Origin of the sequence: Halorubrum persicum (assembly GCF_002727125.1) — an archaeon.
In the GTDB taxonomy this organism is placed as follows: Archaea; Halobacteriota; Halobacteria; order Halobacteriales; family Haloferacaceae; genus Halorubrum; species Halorubrum persicum.
Genome location: NZ_NHOA01000017.1, coordinates 1 through 16375, shown reverse-complemented (window position 1 = coordinate 16375; position 16375 = coordinate 1). Strand labels below are relative to the sequence as shown.

The 16375-nt window shown below is 58.0% G+C and carries 20 protein-coding genes and 1 pseudogene; 9 read left to right on the top strand and 12 right to left on the bottom strand.

The window, feature by feature from the left end; all coding sequences use genetic code 11:
• Positions 1 to 65 precede the first annotated feature (65 nt).
• Positions 66 to 590 carry an ArsR/SmtB family transcription factor gene (locus tag DJ69_RS02550; protein WP_099254167.1) on the top strand — a complete coding sequence of 175 codons (525 nt, stop codon included), beginning with the start codon at positions 66 to 68 and terminating at the stop codon, positions 588 to 590.
• A gap of 91 nt (positions 591 to 681) precedes the next feature.
• Here DJ69_RS02550 and DJ69_RS18735 read toward each other — a convergent pair whose 3' ends face one another.
• The 3 genes from DJ69_RS18735 to DJ69_RS02535 all read right to left on the bottom strand — a co-directional run bounded on the left by DJ69_RS18735 (position 682) and on the right by DJ69_RS02535 (position 2084).
• The gene (locus tag DJ69_RS18735) at positions 682 to 903 is read right to left on the bottom strand and encodes a hypothetical protein (RefSeq protein WP_099254166.1); all 222 of its coding nucleotides are present in this window, start codon (positions 901 to 903) and stop codon (positions 682 to 684) included.
• Between the two features lie 144 nt (positions 904 to 1047).
• A complete protein-coding gene (locus DJ69_RS02540) occupies positions 1048 to 1689 on the bottom strand; it encodes a hypothetical protein (RefSeq protein ID WP_099254165.1) in 642 nt (213 codons plus the stop codon).
• 23 nt (positions 1690 to 1712) lie between these two features.
• Positions 1713 to 2084, bottom strand: coding sequence for an SHOCT domain-containing protein (locus tag DJ69_RS02535; RefSeq protein WP_099254164.1), 372 nt, complete (start codon positions 2082 to 2084; stop codon positions 1713 to 1715).
• Between the two features lie 181 nt (positions 2085 to 2265).
• Here DJ69_RS02535 and DJ69_RS02530 point away from each other — a divergent pair, with 181 nt between their 5' ends.
• The gene (locus DJ69_RS02530) at positions 2266 to 3651 is read left to right on the top strand and encodes a permease (protein WP_099254163.1); all 1386 of its coding nucleotides are present in this window, start codon (positions 2266 to 2268) and stop codon (positions 3649 to 3651) included.
• A gap of 155 nt (positions 3652 to 3806) precedes the next feature.
• Positions 3807 to 4256 (top strand): universal stress protein, encoded by a 450-nt coding sequence (locus DJ69_RS02525; protein WP_099254162.1) that lies wholly within the window; start codon positions 3807 to 3809, stop codon positions 4254 to 4256.
• A 14-nt stretch (positions 4257 to 4270) separates the two neighbouring features.
• Here DJ69_RS02525 and DJ69_RS02520 read toward each other — a convergent pair whose 3' ends face one another.
• Both DJ69_RS02520 and DJ69_RS02515 read right to left on the bottom strand, forming a co-directional pair.
• The gene (locus DJ69_RS02520) at positions 4271 to 4666 is read right to left on the bottom strand and encodes an SHOCT domain-containing protein (protein ID WP_099254161.1); all 396 of its coding nucleotides are present in this window, start codon (positions 4664 to 4666) and stop codon (positions 4271 to 4273) included.
• Positions 4667 to 4694: 28 nt separating this feature from the next.
• Entirely contained in the window at positions 4695 to 5255 is a 561-nt protein-coding gene (locus DJ69_RS02515) for a DoxX family protein (protein ID WP_099254160.1), read from the bottom strand.
• Between the two features lie 114 nt (positions 5256 to 5369).
• Between DJ69_RS02515 and DJ69_RS02510 the strand changes: the two genes are divergently transcribed.
• The 5 genes from DJ69_RS02510 (at position 5370) to DJ69_RS02490 (ending at position 9290) form a co-directional block, all read left to right on the top strand.
• Entirely contained in the window at positions 5370 to 5720 is a 351-nt protein-coding gene (locus tag DJ69_RS02510) for an ArsR/SmtB family transcription factor (RefSeq protein WP_099254159.1), read from the top strand.
• 3 nt (positions 5721 to 5723) lie between these two features.
• Entirely contained in the window at positions 5724 to 5999 is a 276-nt protein-coding gene (locus tag DJ69_RS02505) for a DUF7521 family protein (RefSeq protein ID WP_004515576.1), read from the top strand.
• Between the two features lie 137 nt (positions 6000 to 6136).
• The gene (locus DJ69_RS02500) at positions 6137 to 6532 is read left to right on the top strand and encodes a hypothetical protein (RefSeq protein WP_004594583.1); all 396 of its coding nucleotides are present in this window, start codon (positions 6137 to 6139) and stop codon (positions 6530 to 6532) included.
• A 146-nt stretch (positions 6533 to 6678) separates the two neighbouring features.
• Positions 6679 to 6876, top strand: coding sequence for a heavy-metal-associated domain-containing protein (locus tag DJ69_RS02495; protein WP_004594582.1), 198 nt, complete (start codon positions 6679 to 6681; stop codon positions 6874 to 6876).
• 131 nt (positions 6877 to 7007) lie between these two features.
• Entirely contained in the window at positions 7008 to 9290 is a 2283-nt protein-coding gene (locus DJ69_RS02490) for a copper-translocating P-type ATPase (RefSeq protein ID WP_099254158.1), read from the top strand.
• A 321-nt stretch (positions 9291 to 9611) separates the two neighbouring features.
• Here the strand turns inward: DJ69_RS02490 and DJ69_RS02485 are convergent.
• Both DJ69_RS02485 and DJ69_RS02480 read right to left on the bottom strand, forming a co-directional pair.
• Positions 9612 to 10499: pseudogene (locus DJ69_RS02485) on the bottom strand (hypothetical protein).
• Between the two features lie 53 nt (positions 10500 to 10552).
• On the bottom strand, positions 10553 to 10849 hold the full coding sequence (locus DJ69_RS02480; RefSeq protein ID WP_004048633.1) for a PadR family transcriptional regulator: 297 nt from the start codon (positions 10847 to 10849) through the stop codon (positions 10553 to 10555).
• Positions 10850 to 10983: 134 nt separating this feature from the next.
• Between DJ69_RS02480 and DJ69_RS02475 the strand changes: the two genes are divergently transcribed.
• On the top strand, positions 10984 to 11151 hold the full coding sequence (locus DJ69_RS02475) for a DNA-binding protein (protein WP_004048632.1): 168 nt from the start codon (positions 10984 to 10986) through the stop codon (positions 11149 to 11151).
• A gap of 346 nt (positions 11152 to 11497) precedes the next feature.
• Here DJ69_RS02475 and DJ69_RS02465 read toward each other — a convergent pair whose 3' ends face one another.
• The 5 genes from DJ69_RS02465 to DJ69_RS19155 all read right to left on the bottom strand — a co-directional run bounded on the left by DJ69_RS02465 (position 11498) and on the right by DJ69_RS19155 (position 15292).
• The gene (locus tag DJ69_RS02465) at positions 11498 to 11953 is read right to left on the bottom strand and encodes a MarR family transcriptional regulator (RefSeq protein WP_099254157.1); all 456 of its coding nucleotides are present in this window, start codon (positions 11951 to 11953) and stop codon (positions 11498 to 11500) included.
• A 143-nt stretch (positions 11954 to 12096) separates the two neighbouring features.
• Positions 12097 to 13143 (bottom strand): hypothetical protein, encoded by a 1047-nt coding sequence (locus DJ69_RS18175; protein ID WP_180271698.1) that lies wholly within the window; start codon positions 13141 to 13143, stop codon positions 12097 to 12099.
• Positions 13130 to 13831, bottom strand: coding sequence for a hypothetical protein (locus DJ69_RS02455; protein WP_099254156.1), 702 nt, complete (start codon positions 13829 to 13831; stop codon positions 13130 to 13132). The genes DJ69_RS18175 and DJ69_RS02455 overlap by 14 nt, the downstream gene beginning before the upstream one ends.
• Entirely contained in the window at positions 13828 to 14214 is a 387-nt protein-coding gene (locus DJ69_RS02450; protein WP_245851447.1) for a DUF7344 domain-containing protein, read from the bottom strand. Before DJ69_RS02450 ends, DJ69_RS02455 begins: the two co-directional genes overlap by 4 nt.
• A 646-nt stretch (positions 14215 to 14860) precedes the next feature.
• A complete protein-coding gene (locus tag DJ69_RS19155) occupies positions 14861 to 15292 on the bottom strand; it encodes a winged helix-turn-helix domain-containing protein (RefSeq protein WP_394295192.1) in 432 nt (143 codons plus the stop codon).
• Between the last annotated feature and the right edge of the window lie 1083 nt (positions 15293 to 16375).

Sequence of the window (16375 nt, the reverse complement as noted above, 5' to 3'; positions counted from 1 at the left end):
CCAGCGAACCCAGTTCCAAGCAGCGTGCCGCTAGCTTTTCCCGCCTGCTCATACTCAGTTCTCGTATGAGTAGTTCCGGCACCGACCACCGGCTTGCGGACATCGCGGTGCGAGACACGCGGGTTTCGGACGCCATCGACGAACCGATGCGGGCGATGATCCTCGATATTCTCTCGGAGGAGGCGCTAACGGCAACCGAGGTCCACAACCGTCTTGATGACCGCGGCGTTGACCGCACGGAGAACACGGTCCGCCATCACATCAACGAGTTACGAGATGCCGGTCTCGTCGATGTGGTCCGCTTTGAGGAGGGGCGCGGCGGGACGACGAAGTACTACCACGCAAATACGATCGTCCTCTCGTACTCGCTTCCTGAGTCAGCGGATGACGCTGTCGAGGAGATGATTGAGGCCGTTCAGCCCCAGATTTGGGATGCACTCGGGACGCTCACAGAAGACCACGAGGACGCGATAGCGGAGATCGTCGCAGATATGCAACCGTGTGAGCACTGTCAGACCCAGAAGTACGAAACCTACGTGCTCCTAACTGTCCTCCGCCGGGCGTTCGTTCGTGCGCACAGAGAGTCCTAAGCGACAAAATCGGGATTGTTGGGCTCCATCAATAAGGCCACAACATGAAATAATCGGTCGCTGAAGGCTGTGCATGGATCAAGATTACCGATCAGCAACAACTGGTGTCGTCGGGAGTCCACTCGCACGCATTCCCGGTAGTTAGGTTGTTCTCGTCGATATATGCGGAGAGGCAGGCGTAGTTACAGAAATACGTTGGTGAGCCACAGCCGTTCTCGCAATCGCGGACGCAGATTGGATCATGGTCGAAGATCCGGGAGTCACAGTACGCACATGTCTCGTCTGTTTCGGGGGTTGAGACAGTCGTCGACATACTTGTGCTGAGGTGCCCCTCATAGAAAACGCTTCTTTGGGCTGTGATCAGTGAAGGAGTCTCGATCACCACCTCCTCCTCGAATTAGCAGCCTTCCCACCACCTTTTCGAACAGCGTTGAAAACAGTCACCTGTTACAAATCCTCAGGTTTCGGTTTGCGTCGTCCGTCGATATCCTTCGTACAAGGCCGGCAATCCAAGAGGAAGTGCGAGGAATCCAAACCCGAGAAGGGCATATCGGTCTCTATCCTGGTGTCGCACGACGAGGAAGGTCGTGACGATGCCGAATAACGCAATGACGTATGCGGTGTTGCTCCAGAGCACGTTGTAGGTCGAACAGTACAGCCAGCAAACGAACGTGTAGGCTGGGGCGTTCCAGGTCGGTGGATGGAGTTTCGGCCAGAAGAACCGGCAGTACGTGGTCCAGCCCAGCATTGCCAGGGTCGGCAACCCGACGAGCCATACCGCTGCCCCACGGCTTCTGTCACCGTATCGCCGGTATCCGGCGAGGAAGAGTGCGGGAAAGCAGAAAACCCACAGGCAGATGCCGATAGTGTAGGTCACTGGCCAGTGTTCGATGCGGGGCTGTGCAACCGGCAGCCGTACTGCCTCGGGCAGCGTCGCCCACGGGAACGAGGGGTCGGGAACGGGGTTCGTGAGGAACGCTACCAGACAGAGGACTGTCCCGACAAGTAGTCCGTACAGTCCCAGCGTCGTGTATCGGACGAGCCACGGTGGAAGCTGCAGATGCGTTGACTCTTGACGGCGGTCGGAGAATCCGGTCATCGTTCAAGTTTCCCGGGTGGAAATCAGGTATCTCGTTCGAGTGCTTCGCGTCGCTGTTCGTATTCCTCGTCGGTCAGCTCTCCGCGGGCGTAGGCGAGCCGGAGCTCCTCGAGGGCTTGGTCTGAGCTACTCTCACTTCCCGTAATCGCACGGTAGATGAGGTAGCCACCGCCGACGAGGGCGGCGAGGAACAGTAACTGCATCACGATGCCGACGATGAACATCCAGCCAGGCATCGTCCCGTCGCCCCACATGTGACCGCCCCACATCCCGCCCATCATTGGGCCGAACCCCATCATCCCGAAGCCCATGAAGAACAGCGGGACGATGAATACGGCACCGATGATAACGAGGAGGAGCGTAACAAGTCGCGTGTCGTCTGAATTTGTCGGCATATTGTAATCCCTCCGTGAGTTTGGGTCTCAAGTAATACTACGTCCTTACTATTCAATGCGGTTGTGCCTTCGATCTGCGTGTTCTACCCACCGCTAATCTTTTGAATTCACACTCTCAACGGCTCTAACCTGAACTATCTGAAGGAAAACTGCAAAAGATGATCCGTACGACGATACATCTATGCAGGCGACGATGGTCGAGGGCATCTTCGAAGCCCTCCGAATCGGTGTCGGGTTCCTCTGGACGGCGGCGTGGGCGATCATTATGGGTCTCACGATCACGAGTCTCGTTCAGGTCTACGTCTCCAAGGAGCGAATGGCACAGGTGTTGGGCGACGGTGATCTGAGTGGGCTCACCAAGGCGACTGCGTTCGGCGCGGCCAGTAGTGGCTGCAGTTTCGGCGCTGTCGCCATCGGGAAGGGACTGTTCAAGAAGGGAGCGCACGCGGTGAACTTTCTCGCGTTCATGTTCGCGTCGACGAATCTCATCGTCGAACTCGGGCTGATGATTCTGATTCTGCTCGGCTGGGAGTTCCTCCTGGCGGAACTGCTGGGCGGCCTCATCCTCATCGCCGTGATGGCGGTGATCGTCCACCTCACGCTCCCCGAGAATCTCTTCGACGAGGTCCGGGAGACGCTCAACGAGCGCGACCGTGAGGCGGGCGTCACCGAAGACCCCACCTGCGGGATGGAAGGCAAAGACGAGTACACGCTCACGACCGACGGTGGGGAGACGCTCAAATTCTGCTCGGAGGGCTGTATGGAGACCTACCGCCAGGAGACGTCGAGTCGCGGCGGGTGGCGTGACGAGTTGCTGTCGTGGGGTGGCTGGTACAAAATCGGGAATCAGTACCGCAAAGAGTGGTCGATGATCTGGAAGGACATCGTCGCTGGCTTCCTCATCTCGGGGTTCGTCATCGTCTTCGTCCCCCAGTGGGTGTGGAACACGCTGTTCATTCAGGGCGACGGCCTGCTCGTGACCGCCGAGAACGCAATTATGGGTGTCACCATCGCCGTCCTCAGTTTCGTTGGCAGTATGGGCAACGTCCCGTTCGCCGTCGCGCTGTGGGGCGGTGGCGTCAGCTTCGCCGGGATCATCGCGTTCGTCTACGCCGACCTCATCACGATCCCCGTGCTGAACGTCTACCGGAAGTACTACGGCTGGAAGATCATGCTGTACATCCTCGGCGTCTTTTTCGTGACGATGGCGTTCACCGGCTTCCTCATGGAGCTGCTGTTCGACGCCCTCGGCATCGTCCCGGACTTGGCCGGCGGCGAGACGGCGACCGAACAGACGTACTTCAAACTCAACTACACGTTCTACCTCAACCTCGTCGCGTTCGCGCTCTCCGGGTTCCTCCTGTACGTTTATCGTCGCGGCCTCGGTGCGCCCGGCCAGTACCGCGACCCCGTCTGTGGGATGCGGACCGACGACAGCGAGCCATCGGCGACCCACGACGGCGAGACGTACTACTTCTGCTCGCAGACCTGCAAGGAGACCTTCGGGGAAAACCCGGACGAATACGCCACCGGGCATCCGATGGTGATGGAGGGGCACGACCACTGACGGACAGCTCGTCGATGGTTCACAGTCTCGATTGAGTACGTCAGTCGTGCTTGGACACATCCGCTGACGCGGCCATACTGAACACGCTACCGTGACTCTTGAGCAGAGAGAATTGGACGCCGAATTTATGATACCTGCCTTTGAATTCTGACTGAATGTACGACCGAATTCTCCTGTCGACCGATGGAACTGTCGCGTCTGAAGATGCTGAAACACACGCACTCGAACTCGCAGCCGCCCACGATGCAGTCCTCCACGTGCTCTACGTCGTTGACGAGGATGTCGTAACTGCGTACAGCGGGGACGAGTACGTCGACGAAGCCGAAGGTCCCGAACACGGTCTCGAAGAACACGGCGAGGAGACGCTTTCGGAATTCCGACATCGAGCCGAAGAGGCCGATGTCGACGTCGAGACGTCGATGCAACATGGTCGCCCCGCTGAGACTATCGTGAATCACGCAGACGACTGTGACGCCGATCTCCTCGTGCTCGGTACCAAACGCCGGCCGGACGAATATCGTGCGTTGCTCGGAAGTGTCACTGACCGCGTTCTCCGATTGACGACGCGTCCGGCAACCGTCGTGAAAACTGAAGTCAGCGAGTAGGGAACGATCGTCCGTTACCGTCCATCATCTGGTGTGAGACGGGCGCGACGGCGGTCGAACTCCTCGTCGTCGATCTCGCCACGGGCGTACCGCTCTTGGAGGACGGCGAGTGCGCTATCTTCGGCGGGGCCGTTCGATTGTGACCGCGTTCCCAGCCAGTAGATGAGACCGAGGGGGACGGCGACGAGGAGTGCCATCCACAGGAGCGCGAACAGCATCATCCCCCAGCCCCAGCTACCCCATCCGGCCATGTGGCCGTCGTTCCACATCCCGTCGTGCCAGCCCCACATCATTGCATCTGGGATGGTCGCGTGCGTTAGCACCATTCCGGCGACGACAGCCAGTGCTAGCGCTCCAACGACGATGAGTCCCAGAGAACGAATCCCGCGTGCTTGAATTGGATTTTGCATTGTTGTACTCCCAACGGTCTCGGCGTGGTTAGCCGAGGATGTATTCGAGGGCGGGGTAGCGCTCGACGAGCGTCTCGCCGCCGACGTCGTAGTTCTCGATGTACTGGTCGAGGCCCAGGATGCGGCCCGCGGCGAACGCGGCGACCGCGAGGAACACGAGCATGTACGCGAAGTCCCCGTTGATGAACCCGTGGCCCATGTCCCAGTTCCCGAAGTAGAACATGAGCATCATGAGCGCGCCGAAGAACGCCGCGAGGCGGACGAGCGCACCGACGAGCAGGCCGAGGCCGATGAACAGCTCGCCGTACGGCACGGCGACGTTCGCGAACTCGACGAACCACGGCGTCGAACCCATCCACGCAAACATCCCTGCGAGCGGGTTGCCGTTCGTCGCCGCAACGTTCGAGAGGTAGCCGCCGGCCGCGAACTCGCCGGTGATCTTCGTGAACCCGGAGTACGCGAACGCGTAGCCCATCATGAGACGGAGCGCCAGCACGAACCACGCGCTGAGGCTGTGGACTTTCCCGCCGACGGTCAGGCCGCCGACTCTGCTCTCGAGCTGGTTCATGCCGGAGTCGAGTGTGGACATAATTATTGCACCTTCAACTATCAGTAGGCGGGTAGAGACGATATAACAGCGAGCCGGCGTTCTGAGTCAGAAAACCGGCGGGCTATATTACCCTCCTGTAGCGAGTACGGACGTGTGACTGAGGAGGCCGACCCGTCGGACATCTTCGCCACACTCGACGACGAGTACGCCCGCAACATCCTCGTGGCGACGAAGACCGACCGACTCTCCGCGAAGGAGCTCAGCGAGGAATGCGATATGTCACGCCCGACCGTCTCGCGGCGTGTCACCCGCCTCGTCGAGCAGGGCCTCCTCGAGGAGTACACGCACGTCGACCCCGGCGGACGGCACTACAGCGAATACGAGGCGCGCCTCGAACGCGTCGAAGTCCTCCTGCAGGCCAAGGGCTTCGACGTGCAGATCGATGTTCGGCCGGACCCCGCCGACCGGATTACGTCCATCTTCGAGGAAATGCGGGGAGACTGACTCATGGAACACACGTTATTCGTCATCGGCAAGCTGTTCACGACCGCCCTGGCGCTGGTGATCGCCTACCAGGCCTATCGCGGATACCAACGGCATCACACGCAGTTACTCCTGTACGTCGCCGCCGGCTTCGCATTGGTCGGGCTTGGCGGCCTCCTTGAAGGCGTCCTCTTCGAACTCCTCCAGGTGTCGATCTTCGAAGCAGGATTCGTCGCAGCACTCGTCACCGCAGCCGGGATGCTGTCGATCCTCTACGCCCTGTATGCCCCGAATCCATAAGGATTCAGGACGCCCATTCGACAAGCGGCCTCTGCGCGTCGTGCCCGGTTCGAAGCCGCTACTGTTCGGACTCCCCTCGTTCTCGATAGTGTAGCGTCGCAGTGGGAGTTATATCCATATCGGTCGTACCATATCGTATGATTCGAACACTCGTCGGTGTCCTCGGCGCTATCTCAGCGCTGTTCCCGGACGAAATCGTCGAGCTCTTCGAGAAACTCGCGATTTCGAATCCAGACGAGGGAACAGTGAGAGGGTGGATACGTCCAGCAGTCCGGTCGGAGGGTGTTCTGATAGCTGCGCTTTCACTCTTTAACGGGCGAGCATACGCGTTGCTGATGAATCTTACCGGCGTGTTCGGCGCGATAGTCCTCTTATTTCCCGACCTGTATCAGAGATTTGCCACCGCGTTCCTGTACGAGCGTCCAGAGTCGATAGAATGGAACGAGCGATTCCGCTTGGGCATTCGGGCTATCGGCGCACTCTATGTCTTTTTAGCGGCGAAGACGTACAGGGAGCGTCACAACGATACTTGAGCCTTCTCGCTATTGACACCTGGCGCATCCGATGTCTAGTTCGTTACGGCCGCAGGTATCGCTTTGAATCTAAAGTTTGAGCCCCACGATATCAGTATGATCGAAGGGGAAATCCGCTAAAGAGAGGAGGCCGTGTGTATCCCTGTATGACGACGACGATCATCGTGGAAGGCATGACGTGCGGTCACTGTGAGCAGACGGTCGAAGAGGCCCTCGAAGAGGTATCCGGCGTGACTGACGTGACCGTCGACAGGGAGAGCGAACAGGCGAGCGTCGATGGTGAGGCAAATGTCACAGCTCTCGTGGAGGCCGTCGAAGACGCCGGGTACACCGCTTACGCCTGAGAATCGCGCGGACCACTCCGAGACAACGGCCAACCGTTGTCTTTGAAGCTTCGCTACGCTGGTCCTGCTGTACAGTTCAGTGGGGAAGATTCAGGGGGCCAGCGGATCCACCTCTACAGAGAATATGGGCTATGGACGACCACAAAGATACAAATGAGAATCTCCCTGGAGGGGAACACCAGCAGGACGACAGCAGTCACCAGCACGAACACGGCGAGCAGGATGAATCGGACGCCGAGTCGGACGAGCAGCGGGTAGAACAGGACCTACTGGAAGAAGAGGCACACCCTGCTGCGGAGAGTGAGACAGTGCTCGACGAGCAGCACGAGCACGCTGGACACGAGGGCGAAGGACACGACCACGGTTCCCATGAGGGCCACGGTGAGGGGCATGGCGGGATGCACAAGGGCCACGAGCAGATGTTCCGCCGGCGCTTCTTCGTCTCGACGCTCCTGTCGATCCCAGTCCTGCTATACAGCGAAATGCTGCAGGAGTGGCTCGGGTTCTCCGTCCCCGCGTTCCCGGGCAGCGAGTGGATCAACCCCGTCTTCGCGGTCATCGTCTTCGCGTACGGTGGGATGCCGTTCCTCCAGATGGCGGTACCGGAGCTGAAAGATCGGTCGCCGGGGATGATGACGCTCATCTCGATGGCGATCACCGTCGCGTTCGTCTACAGCCTCGCGAGCGTGGTCTTCCCGACGCAGTCGGCGTTCTTCTGGGAGCTCGTCACGCTGATCGACATCATGCTGCTGGGCCACTGGATCGAGATGCGGTCGGTCCGGCGGGCCTCCAGCGCGCTCGACGAACTGGCGAAACTGATGCCAGACACCGCCGAGCGTATCACCGACGACGGGGAGACCGAAGAAGTTCCCGTCAGTGAGCTCTCGGAAGGCGATCTCGTGCTCGTCCGGCCGGGCGCGAGTGTCCCTGCTGACGGCACCGTCGAGGAGGGTGACTCCGACGTCAACGAGTCGATGATCACCGGCGAGTCCAAGCCCGTCTCGAAAGAGCCTGGCGACGAGGTCATCGGCGGCACCATCAACGGCGACGGGAGTCTCCGTGTTCGCGTCGGTGCGACGGGCGAGGAGACAACACTCGCGGGCATCATGCGCCTCGTCGAGGAAGCTCAACAGAGCAAGTCCAAGACGCAAGTGTTGGCCGACCGGGCGGCCGGCTGGCTGTTCTACGTCGCGCTCGGGGCGGCAGTCGTGACCGCGATTGCGTGGACGGTCGCAGTCTCGTTCGACGCGACGGTCATCGAGCGAGTCGTGACGGTGCTCGTCATCGCCTGCCCACACGCCCTCGGGCTCGCCATCCCGCTGGTCGTCGCGATCAACACCTCACTTGCAGCGCGCAACGGGATGCTCGTCCGCGACCGAATTGCGATGGAGGACGCGCGGAACTTGGATGCCATCATCTTCGACAAGACAGGGACGCTTACTGAGGGTGAACACGGCGTCGTGGATATGGCGACCGTCGACGGCGTTGACGAGGACGACGCGCTCGGGCTGGCGGCAGCCGTCGAGAGTGACTCCGAACACATGATCGCCCGAGCGATCCGTGAGGCCGCCGACGAGCGAGATGTAACTACTCCTGACGCGACAGCCTTCGAGGCGATTAAAGGCAAGGGTGTCCGGGCGAATGTCGACGGAAACGAGGTGTACGTCGGTGGCCCGAACCTGTTGGCCCAACTCGATAGCGAAATTCCCGACCATCTCCAGCACTTCGCTGACGAGGCCGGTCAGAACGCCCAGACTGTGGTGTATCTCGTTCGTGACGGAGAGCTGATCGCCGCCTTCGCGATGGCCGACGTGATCCGCGAGGAGAGTTTCCGCGTCGTCGACGCCCTCCACGATCTGGGCATCGAGGTGGCGATGCTGACTGGGGACTCCCAGGACGTCGCCAACGCTGTCGCCGACGAACTGGGCATCGACACGGTGTTCGCGGAGGTCCTACCCCAAGACAAGGACGAGAAAGTCCAGGAACTCCAGGACCAGGGCAAACTCGTGGGGATGGTCGGCGACGGCGTCAACGACGCGCCGGCGCTGACGCGAGCCGACGTCGGCATTGCGATCGGGAGTGGCACCGACGTCGCGGTCCAGTCGGCCGACGTTATTCTCGTGCAGAACAACCCGATGGACGTCGTTCGGCTGGTGAAGCTCAGTAAGGCGAGCTACCGGAAGATGCAGGAGAACATCGTCTGGGCCGCCGGCTACAACGTCTTCGCGATTCCGCTCGCAGCAGGCGTGTTGGCACCGATTGGGATTCTGCTGTCCCCCGCTGTGGGTGCACTTCTGATGTCGTTGAGTACAGTAATCGTCGCGATCAACGCTCAGCTGCTCCGCCGCGTGGACCTGTCCATCCCCGAGCTTCCAAGCGGGACACCAGCGACTGACGCACAACCTGCAGACTGAAACGCTCCCGATCGCTTCGGAGCTTCTTTCAATTGAGTTCGGTTAATGGACAGCAAATGGCGACACTGCGTGATTTCGGTGGGTATCGCTATGCGGTCACCGATTCCACAGTTATCCCGAGGGGTGCGAAGTTTGGTATACACAGACGCTTCCTCTGATGGGCGACATTGTTGCGCCAGCACTAGGTTTATACCGTTAGACGGACTTCATTCCGATATGAGCCTCGAAGAGACGGTTGACTACCTCGCCGAGGAACTCGACCTCGAGCGAAGTGAACACGTCCGTGAGGTTGGTCAGTCGGTCGCCGAGCTTCGCGACTGATCAAAACATTTCTCTGAAGTCTCGTTCGACCAGTCCGTTCTCCAGATACGTGATGAACTCTTGTTTCTTTGGTCCTTGACGGTCAAGTAGATCGTCCCGTCCTGCTCGTTCGAGAACTGCCTGCGCGAAGTCCGTACAGTGGGATTCGTGCTGCCCAGCATACTCTGTGAGGGCTTCTCGCCAGTGCATATCCAGCTCGAACTCGGCTAACCGGATTTGGATCCCATCTTTCCGTTCGACGAGGTCGACGTCCAGCTCTTCGAGTTGCTTGAAACGGAGGTTGTTCCGGCGGACCGTGATGAGACGCTTAGAATCAACAATATAGGGATTGACCCACTCTCGCCAGGTATCGTCGTCGACGTGCGTTCGTGGCATCTCAAAATCCGGGTCCACACTCTCAATACAGAACTGCAGCATCGCGATGCCAGTTCGGTGATTCGCATTTGGGAGGGAATGTCGGAGGATCAAATTCGCCATCACCTCTCCAGCGACGGTCGGCAGTGGTGCTCCCCAGGAGACGTGATCGAGTGCCTGCTGGATCTTTTGCGGTTCGAACTCCTTGTAGAGTCGGAACTCATCCTCATCTCGAACATCGACCGCGGCTTCGAGCAACTCTACTAATCGGAATGCGACAACCTGCCCAGCACGGGGGAGGTCACGAATACGGTCGCTCAGCCATTCCTGATCGAAGTCGACCTCTCAGGCTGATTCGATCTCTGAATCGCCTTCGTAGAGCACATAGACCGGTGTTTCAAAGGGGTACCCGATGAGCTTTGTTGACTCGTCGGATTGCTCTCGCTGAGACAGGATTTCTGCCACCGATGCCGAGCTATATTTGAGTGAGAAATTCTCGGCCTGGGGGTGGTGATAGAAGACGAGCCGAGCCATCTTACTGTGGATTCGTGGGAAGTAGGTAAAGCAGTCTCGCTTTTATAATGATTCTACGACGTAGTGGGTGCGTTCACATCTTCTAAATACTGACTTTCCCACTCACGTCGCGCCTCGATTTCCCGCAATCCGCGTTGCGTGACCGTGTACACGTTCGTCCGCTTGTCGAGTTCACCCTTCTCCAGCAGTCCTTTGTTGACGAGATCGTCGAGATTCGGATAGAGGCGGCCATGATTGATCTCCTGCTCGTAGTAGTCGTCGAGTTCGTCCTTGATTGCGAGCCCATGTGGTTCCTCGAGCCCGGTGGTTACGTACAAGATATCCCGCTGGAACCCAGTTAGATCGTGCATCTGCCTGTTCCCTATTTTTGAGGGGTGGCATATGTTCTCTCTGGTACTCAGAGGCGAATTCGGCGTGACTGGCCAGGAAGACTACGTGAGAACTTCGAACCTTTATATGGTGGACAAGAGAAGTCCGCGATGGAATGTCTGACCTCATCGTCAAAGCAGCCGTGAAGGACGCACTTTCGGACCACAACGTCTCGGCAGATTTCTACGACGCCCTCAACGAAGAGGTCGCCGAACTGCTCGACGACGCCGCAGAGCGTGCTGAGGCCAACGACCGGAAGACGGTCCAGCCCCGCGACCTGTAGGCCTGCGTAACGCAGCCAACCCCGGCACTCGAACGTAGCTTTTTGAGGTTCCTGTTCAGAAGTTAGAAAACGGAGATGGCGGACGCACCGGATACCGAACGGCAGGCGGTCGAACCCGATGCGAGAGAGGTCCTTAGCGTGTCACAGCTGAACGACCGGATCGCGTCGGTCGTCCAGGACACGCCTGCCCTCAACGGCGTCCGTTGGATTGGCGAAATCACTGGCCTCCACTAAGGCAGTACGGCACTCTATTTCACGCTCACCGGCGGCGACGACGAACTCCCCTGTATGGTCTTGGAAAGCCGGTACTGAGACATGGACGCGGAATTTAAACACGGAAGCGAGGTTATTCTGTTCTACGACAATCTTCGATATCTGCGATGAGGTCTTCTGCTTGTGTTTCTGCCGTTTCGGAGTCCTCCTCCGGGGCATCTGCTTTTGCATCTGGATCGAAGGTCGGGAGTTCCTGTTCCCAGCCCTTCTCGGCGTAGTTGTCGTCGGGTGCTGACTCGAAGAATTGAACGAGTGAATCGAGCGATTCAAGCCGTCGCTTTAGCTCACTGGCTCGGCTTGGGTCAACGTAATAGACGTTGTCTACTCGTTCGATAAGCCCGTGCTCGAAGAGACGATCCATCGTGTTCGACACGGCGGTCTTGTTGAGGGCTGTTCGATCTGCGATTTCGCGTGGAGTGAAGCCGTATTCGCGGTGTGCGATAAGGAAGCTGAGAGCGCAGTACTCGTTCGTGTCCGGCTTGATCGGGAACCGATCGTCACTCGTGAGTTCGTCAACCGGAACGGGCATCCGTACCAATATCTGTCGGCGGACGATAATACGATTTTCGCAGATGGATATGCCTCAGCAGATCTCCGAAGAACATTTCAGAGAATTTCGCTCCTGGCCAGTAGAAGTATAATTCGACACTCGGTGTCCAATCCTGTAGAGAGTTAATGACCAGCAGCGGGATGCGCATCGTCATCCCGATCACTCTCGATCGGTTCGTAATCGGCGTCGTTGCCGACTGGCTTGAACCCGGGGACGTAGCTGAAGCGTTTCCCTGGCTCGCTGCGGAACATCAACGGGAACATGCCACGATGCTCGCGAGCGCGGTACTGTGGCTCCCATTCTCGGAATTCCATCGTTGGTTTGGCAATCTGTGGGGCAGGCAGCTCTGCACGCTCTAAGTCTGGTAGCTCAAGCACGCGCACTTCGAGTTCACGCGCCAGTTTCTCGGTCCGCGGCGTCAACTCGGTCGTGTGACAGAGCACTGGCATCGCACGACAGGCAAACGCCACGGTACACAACCGGAAGAGAGCCGTCGGTGTGATTGGGTCGTCTGTCCAGTCTTTACACTGGGCGACAATCCAGTCATTGGGCTGCTGCTGTTTCTCACTCCGTTTAGCGACGACATCAATCTCCATACTATAGAGGTGTTGGCGTGTCGCTGCACGGTATCCCCAGCGCCCCAGTGCACGCTCGAGTTGATACTCCAGCCACCGCCCATCACCATTCCCACGCCCCCCGACGTGCGGGTCAACGTTGTCGAGGTTGATGTCCTCTATGTCGGCGAGAACTGGACTATCTTCGGGAACCGCTGGCAGGATATCTCGGAGGGCTGTCGCGTACTCGAGGGCTGTTGTGAACTTCTCGACGGGTGGTTCGTCATAGTGGTGGGCTGCCGGCTGTACAGCACGGAGTGAGCGAATCAGCCAGCACAACTGCCGTTCGATGTTGATGACTGCAGCCGCGTAGTCATCCCATGAAGCGGGAGTTAGATCTTCTGCTGAGTCAACATCTCGGTCTGGCTCGGGCAGAATCCGTTCGGCTTCAGTGATCGGCTGGCTCGCGAGGAAGAGGAGCCGGCAGGCGAACATCCGTTGGTCAGTGGGAAGCGAATGATCGCGCTCGAGTGTTTCACGGAGTGCCCCGATTGTCTTCGTCAGCAGGCTCAGGCGGTCATCGTACTCCCCTGGAGTGGGCTCATCCGTCGTCATCGGTGAGTGGACTCGGCGTAAAGTGCTGGCGCGTCAGCGAAGTCTCCGAGAGCGACTGGACGGTCGGCTGACCCTGCTTCTGGACGTGATGAGAGAGTTCCGCTTCGTCGGTGACGGTGTACCACTGGTGACTATCGGCTCCTCGATACCGGAGTTCGTCCTCGACAGCCATGAGGACGCCCTGTTCAGTCATCCCGGCCGTATCGAAGACGAGAACGGCCGGGTCCGGATTCGTCCAGGTGCCGCGAATCAAGGCGAGAAGCGTGTCGAGTGTTGGCGGATCGACGGGGTCTGGGTAGCGTGGTTCCGCGGGGGCGCTAATCGCAACATCACGGATGGTGTCGCGACGACAGCTGCGCCAGCCAGCGCCTGTCCACTCGAGTTCACGCCGCGTCCAGCTATCGCCGTCGCCGTCGGGCTCCAGAACGAGCCGCCGCGGTGGAGACGTAGTTGGAGTCCACTGGAGGACACACGAGCCGCCATCTGGGAGTGGGTTGTCGTCTGTTCGACGGTGCTGTTTAAAGAGCGCAGCGTCGATCTGCGAGCGTGCACGTCGGAGTGTGGTGATTGGGTCTGGGACTGGCGTGGCTGCTGTCTCATCCGCAGTATCGACCGCCTCAAAGAGCCGGTGGAAACGGCCATCGATGTCTCGAAGCGTCGCGAGGGCGTGCGCTTGGGTGTCTGTCATGTGGATTCCTCCGACTTGGGCTTGTAGCAGGCCGTCTGGAGTCGACGAATGTATTCGGCGAGCGGTTCCGTCGCGTCCGTCGAAGTCACAGTCTTCGAACGGTCATCATAGTCGACCGCGCCGACCCCATCGAGCGTCTCAAGATGCCGTTGGGTCAATGCGATGTAGACTGGGGTTCGGTCGTCGCTCCCGACTTTGCTGGGGTCGATTCCGTTTTCGATGGCCGCGATTTCGACCGCAAGCTCGTCAGCAGTGACTTCATCGGGAGCCCGTGACAAGGACAACAGGACGCGACGACGGCGACGGTTCCCGATTGCATCGAATACGCTATCAGGATCCATTGGGATGGCAAGTGACGCCGACTCGCTGGATGTCGCGGTCATGCAGCTCGCCCTCCTCGTCGGTGCGTCGTTCGATGGGCCTGTCGCGTTCTCTGGAATGCGCCTTCGTCAAGGCGGGCCTGCTGGCGTATCTGTGACTTCGTGGTCGCTTCACGGGGTTGATGTGCGAGTTGTACGACTCGGTGTGTCTGTGGGTCGGTGTCCGGAGTGGTGTTCTGAGAGACAGAGTTATCACTCCTGACACGGGTATTCTGGCTTGCTGTCATCCGTCTGGCAGCACGAACCCTCCGGCGTCCTGACGCCGGGGGATTCCGCTGGACTCGTGCTAGTCTGGCGTAGGAGCGATTGTAGCTTTTATATCAGCACCACAAACCTCGCACGCCGAATTCCGGTCTTTGAGTACTTTTACCGCTCGAATCAGTCCGTATGCTTAATCACTTGGTAAATCACACTCCACGCCTACCGGTAGCTAAAAACAAACCACTCACAACACGAGTGATCCGGGGAGGCGCTTGCGCTCCGGAAGTATGGAAACAGATTGTCGGCTAAGTCCACATCGACAACATCAGCACGTAAATCGCACTTGCTGACTTATCCGCAAGTGCCTAATAGTGGTTACGGGAGATTCGTTCTCGGACGTGACGAGTACGGCTCTCTAGCCCTGGGAACGTAGAATTTGATTTTAGAACTATGTGTTTGCCGATTCCAAATAATCTGGTTTGTTTTCCCCATTAGCTGCGAATTTGAAGAGCGTTGATTGATTTTCAGGATGGGTTTCTAACCTGTTATGCAAGGTTGTGTGTTCACTGTGCGATAGCAATTCGAGATTAGTCGGACGATTATCGAACGCAATCTTCGTTTGATGATGAACATCACGGTTGTACACAGCTTTGGTGCCATGCTCAGCGACCATAACTAGTTGATGGATGTCGACTGATCTGTGTGATCCGGACGCTTCCTCGTTGCCATCAGTATTCGTCCGGAAGGTACTGCGTCTGGTCCATGGTCCGGGGCCTCGAGTTGGAACTTTGCGGTCTTTCATTCGCCGGTGGACCGTTGTTATCGAAACCCCCACCTTCGTTGCGATGTCTTTGAGGGTCATTCCGTTGCCCCAATACATTTCTCGTAGGTTTTCGGCTGTATCCCAAACCCAGATTTTACGATTCATCTGAAGGGTCTGTTGTCGTGGGTCATCTGGTTCCATGTTATCGTTCTAATTAGTAGTCAGAGCCGAATTATTATAATATTTTCTTCATATTCCAATTGATTGAAGGGTATCTTCAGTTATTTATTTAGATTGGACTGTAATCTGCCATAGATCTTTCCAGAGACCACTAATGGCCGGAATTTTAGCCCAAATTTCCAACCCTCTGCGAAATAGAATCACCCGCACTCAGGCATCTTATCTGGTAATACTGTATACTTAATATAAATTCAATACACCCCATGCGATTTGGAGACGAGCATAATAACCACACTCACAAAATCAGTTTGACATTTCAATTCGTGATTTGGCGAGAAAATCATATCGTACGCCCAGTCGGAGTTGTGACAACTGGACCAGTAATTCGCCAGATAACCGAACAACACCCCTGCAATACGGTAGTCGGCTATCAGAGAAGTCACCACAAAGGAACTGTCCGAATCGTTCTGAACCACTAATAAAAATAGAATTTTTACTACTATCTCTTTCGACTAAAAGTTCTAAGCGATTTTGTGAACATAGATCGCCCAAACGTGTGCACCCAGCAGGACGGGAAAATAAGTCGAAGCGACACATATTAGAATATTCTCCTACCTCTCGAACCTTACTTGGCTGTGAGACTCTAGTTGACAGCTCCTATAGCTATGTTTAAACCCTACTCTTGACTGCCAACTTCGGCCTTACTCCGCGTTCTCTGCCGGCCCCGACTACTCCCCGCCGCCGCGCCCACCGTCTGGCCCCGTCCTGTCCGACTCCTCGGCTCCGCCCTGACCAGCCCGCCCACGGCAACGCGGGGAGACTATCCAACCCGCCCTCTCCACTCAACCCCCACCAACCAATTCTCCTCGCTCCCCTTCTTCCGAGCTAGAGAAGGGGTCCGCCGCGCCGACGTCGAATGCCGTTGCCCGCCGAGAGCTGTCCCTCCTGCTGTCGCTGTCTGCTGTCGCCGTCTGCTGTCGCCCTCCGCTCTCCGACCCATTCCACCAACCGCTGCCGTCG